Below are 3,962 nucleotides of genomic sequence, written 5' to 3'. Positions count from 1 at the left end.
AACTGCAGCAGTTGCGCGCCGAACTGGCCGAGGGCACGCGCCAGCAACGTGCCGAGCGCAGGGATGCCGACGCGGGGTTGGCCATCGATGAACAGGTGCTGCAGCACCTCACCCGGAGACTGGAAGAAGTAGAAGTCGCACAGTTCCAGCTTGAACAACGCTGGACCCACCAGCGCGAACTGGCCGAGAAGGTACTCTCGCTGCGCCAGCAACTGGCCGACGCCGGTAACCTTGGCGAAAGCACTGAGGCTCTCGCTTCGCTCCTGGCCCAGAACCATCAGGCGTTGCAGGCCATACAGCACGAACAGCGATTGGTCAGCTTCGAAGTATGCCCACGGTTGGTGGCACAGGTTATCAGCGCCTGGACGGGTATTCCCCTGGAGCAGCTTGCCCGCGAACACAGCGCGAAGGTCCTGAACTTTGCGGATGATCTGCGTGGTCGCATCCTCGGCCAGGAAGGTGCCGTGCAGGTCCTGGATCGTTGCCTGCGGGCTGTCGCGGCCGGCGTGAACAGGCCTGATGCCCCCGTGGGGGTATTTCTGTTGGTGGGCCCCAGTGGTGTCGGCAAAACTGAAACAGCCCACGCCCTGGCCGACCTGTTGTATGGCGGCGAGCGCTTTGTCACCACGATCAACATGTCTGAATACCAGGAGAAACACTCACTGTCCCGGCTGATCGGCGCACCACCGGGTTATGTCGGTTACGGGGAGGGCGGGGTGCTGACTGAGGCGGTGCGGCAAAAGCCCTATTCAGTGGTGCTGCTCGATGAGGTGGAAAAGGCCGATCCGGATGTCCTGAACCTGTTTTACCAGGTGTTCGACAAAGGGGTAGCCAATGATGGAGAAGGACGTGAAATCGACTTTCGCAATACCCTGATCCTGATGACTTCCAACCTGGGCAGCGATCTTGTCACCGGGCTGTGCGCCGACAGTCAACGACCGGCTGTCGAAGTACTGCACGCCGCGATCCTGCCGGTACTGACAGCTCATTTCAAGCCGGCGCTGCTGGCCCGTATGCGAGTCGTGCCGTATTACCCGGTGGCAGGCGCGGTGCTGCACCAACTGATTGAACACAAACTTCAGCGCCTGGGCCAGCGTCTGCTTCAGCGCAAGCTCGCATTCAGTCACGCAGGGGATCTTGTCGCACACATGGCCGAGCACTGTAGCCACAGTGGGAGTGGCGCGCGGTTTGTCGACCAATGGATCGAGGAAAACCTGTTGCCGCAGGTGGTGGATCGCCTGCTGGGTGCGATGGCCGTTGGCAAGTCCCTGCAGTTCGTCCATGCCAGGCTGGATGCCAACGGCACCGTAATCTGTGAGTTCAGCTGATGGCGGACAATCCGTTTACCCAGTTGCCAAGCCCGCTGGACTACGCCGCTGCCTTGTTGGGATGGTTTACCCGGTTGGGCATCAATAGTGACGAATCGACATTGGCCGATGACTTTGCGGCAGGCGCCGCGCAATTGAGCGGCTGCGAGCTTGGCCAGTTGTACTTGCTCGACCAGGCCACCGGCCGCCTCGAACTGGCTGCCCAGTATTTGCCGGGCCTGTCGCCGCCAGGGGCGGTTGTGAGCTCGGGCGCGGATTTCCGGAACGAGCAACTGTTGCAGTACGTGCTGCAACAGAACCGGGTGTTTAACCTCACCGAGGCAGGCAGCAGTGTGTATGACACGGGGTTTCTGCCAGCGGGCGCGGCGTCCTGGCAATCACTCCTGTGCGTGCCGTTACCGGGGCCGAGCAAGCAGGTATCCGGGATGGTGTTGTGTGCCAGCCTGCGAGCGACGGAGCTGGCTGGCTACGGTGCGTCCCTGGGCCAATTGGGCAGTTTTGTCTTGAGCCAGTTGGCCCTGTTGCGGCGAATGCGCCGGGCTCCCGGTGCGTTGAAGGTGGTTCGCAGCACCCGCAGCACCAGCGCCTACGGCTTGATAGGAAACAGCACGGCCATGGACGAGACGTGCCGCCTGATCGGCAAGGTGGTGCATAGCCCCTACACCGTGCTGCTCCGGGGCGAGACCGGCACCGGTAAAGAGGTGGTCGCCCGGGCCATTCATGCTGCCGGCCCGCGCAGCAGCAAGGCATTTGTGGTGCAAAACTGCGCAGCGTTTCCCGAAGGCTTGCTCGAAAGTGAGTTGTTCGGTTACCGCAAAGGCGCGTTCACCGGGGCCGAAAGAGACCATGCCGGCCTGTTTGACACCGCCCACGGCGGCACGCTGCTGCTCGACGAAATCGGTGATATGCCGCTGTCACTGCAGGCCAAGTTGTTGCGGGTCCTGCAGGAGGGCGAGATTCGGCCGTTGGGTGCCAACACGTCCCACAAGGTCGACGTGCGAATCGTCGCGGCGACCCACCGGGACCTCACCAGCATGGTGGCTGAAGGAAGCTTTCGCGAGGACCTTTATTACCGGCTGGCGCAGTTTCCTATCGAGTTGCCGGCGCTGCGCCAGCGGGACGGGGACGTGCTGCAACTGGCCCGGCATTTCGCCGACAAGGCCTGTGCACTGTTGGGGCGAGCCACGGTGGGCTGGTCGAGTGCGGCCCTGGATCAACTGTCCAGCCACCACTTTCCCGGCAACGTTCGTGAGCTCAAATGCATGGTGGAGCGGGCGGTGCTGCTGTGCGACGACGAGGTGATCCTGCCTGCGCATTTATCGCTGCCATCAACCCTGTCCGCGCCCGCTGTCGACGCAACGCTGCGCCAGCGCATGGAGCGAGTCGAGCGGGTAGTGCTGATCGACTGCCTGCGCAAGAACCGTGGCAATCGAACCCGCACCGCCCGTGAACTGGGCCTCGCCCGGCGCACGTTGTTGTACCGCCTTGCTCGCCTGGACATTCCGTTTGGCGAAGTCCAGGGAGAGTGCTGAATGGCACACCCTTTCAATTCCGGGAGATACCTGATGCCTGTTAGTCAGTGGCAAGCCCTGGTGCTTGTGTTGTTTTTGCTGAGTGGCTGTAACACCAATCATGTCTTTGACGACGATGACTACCGTCCGCTGGGTGATCCACGGTCCACCGGTCGTGGCCTGTGAGCGCGGAGGAGTCCTGCCATGCAGCTAGTGTTTGAGGTGTGCCCTGCGGGGCCAGCAGAGTCCGCGCCGGCGCTGCGCAAAGTCTTTGACGGAGTGGGGGGCGTCATCGGTCGGGGGGCCGGTTGCGACTGGACCCTGCCTGACACCAGTCGCCAGGTTTCCGGTCGTCACGCGGTGATCAGTTATCGTGACGGCCGGTATTTCCTGACGGATATCAGCAGCAATGGAACCCGCCTGGCAGGCCGCAGTGCGCGTCTGCATGAGGGGCAGCAGCAACCGATAGATGACGGCGCGGTATTTCAGCTGGGGCCGCTGAGTATTCGCGCACGACTGGTCAGCCCACCGCTGGGACAGGGCCAGGACGGATTACACAGGCTGATTCCCGATGATGCATTCCTTGAGCTGGACCCACTGCGGGCACTGGCCAGCGAACTGCAGCGCGAGGACGGGTCGCAAGAGCTGGCGGCCCTGAACATGACCACCTACGAGACATTGCGCTGGACGGACCACGCGGCGGCGGACCGGGATCACCTGACGGTTCCCGAACTTGTGAAGCCTGCGCGCCAGGTTGCCCCAAGTCCGCAATCGCCCGTTCCAGGTCACGGCTCAGGGCCATTCTGGTTGGGGTTTGCGCAGGCACTCGGTATTGATCTGGGCGACCTCGATGAGTCGGCAAGAGAAGTCCTGGCGATCAAGGCCGCGAGCTTGCTCCGGCAAATGACTGAAGGGTTGCAACAGAGCCTGGGCACCCGTAACGAGCTCAGGCAAGAGCTGAAACTGGCACTCACCCAGACGCCGCTCCAAAGCCCCAACCCACTTAGAGACAGCGCAGACGCCAGTGCGGCCTTGGGGTCGCTGCTGGGTGTCGGGCAGCTGGGGCAGGTTTCCGCCGAGATGCTTGTCATGCGGGCGTACCGCGACATGCAGGCTCACGAGG

The 3,962-nt window shown here is 62.6% G+C and carries 4 protein-coding genes; all 4 read left to right on the top strand.

From position 1 onward, the window contains the following. The coding region (locus tag HX846_RS27260; RefSeq protein ID WP_178966475.1) for an AAA family ATPase at positions 1–1,328 on the top strand (1,328 nt) is incomplete at its 5' end. Then, positions 1,328–2,860, top strand: a complete 1,533-nt coding sequence (locus HX846_RS27255) for a sigma-54-dependent Fis family transcriptional regulator (RefSeq protein WP_087694178.1) — start codon at positions 1,328–1,330, stop codon at positions 2,858–2,860. The genes HX846_RS27260 and HX846_RS27255, both read left to right, overlap by 1 nt. Before the next feature lie 33 nt (positions 2,861–2,893). Further along, positions 2,894–3,025, top strand: a complete 132-nt coding sequence (locus tag HX846_RS27250; RefSeq protein ID WP_003208049.1) for a hypothetical protein — start codon at positions 2,894–2,896, stop codon at positions 3,023–3,025. 18 nt (positions 3,026–3,043) lie between these two features. Beyond that, positions 3,044–3,962: type VI secretion system-associated FHA domain protein TagH (gene tagH, locus HX846_RS27245; protein ID WP_178966474.1), on the top strand; the 919-nt coding region annotated here is incomplete at its 3' end.

This window comes from Pseudomonas sp. K5002, from assembly GCF_013386655.1.
In the GTDB taxonomy this organism is placed as follows: domain Bacteria; phylum Pseudomonadota; class Gammaproteobacteria; order Pseudomonadales; family Pseudomonadaceae; genus Aquipseudomonas.
The sequence above is the reverse complement of the archived record's forward strand: the minus strand, read 5'-3'. Positions and strand labels throughout refer to the sequence as shown.

Coding starts and splice junctions, on each gene's coding strand:
- HX846_RS27250 (WP_003208049.1), top strand. CDS start 2,894: ATGCCTGTTAGTCAGTGGCAAGCCCTGGTGCTTGTGTTGTTTTTGCTG.
- HX846_RS27255 (WP_087694178.1), top strand. CDS start 1,328: ATGGCGGACAATCCGTTTACCCAGTTGCCAAGCCCGCTGGACTACGCC.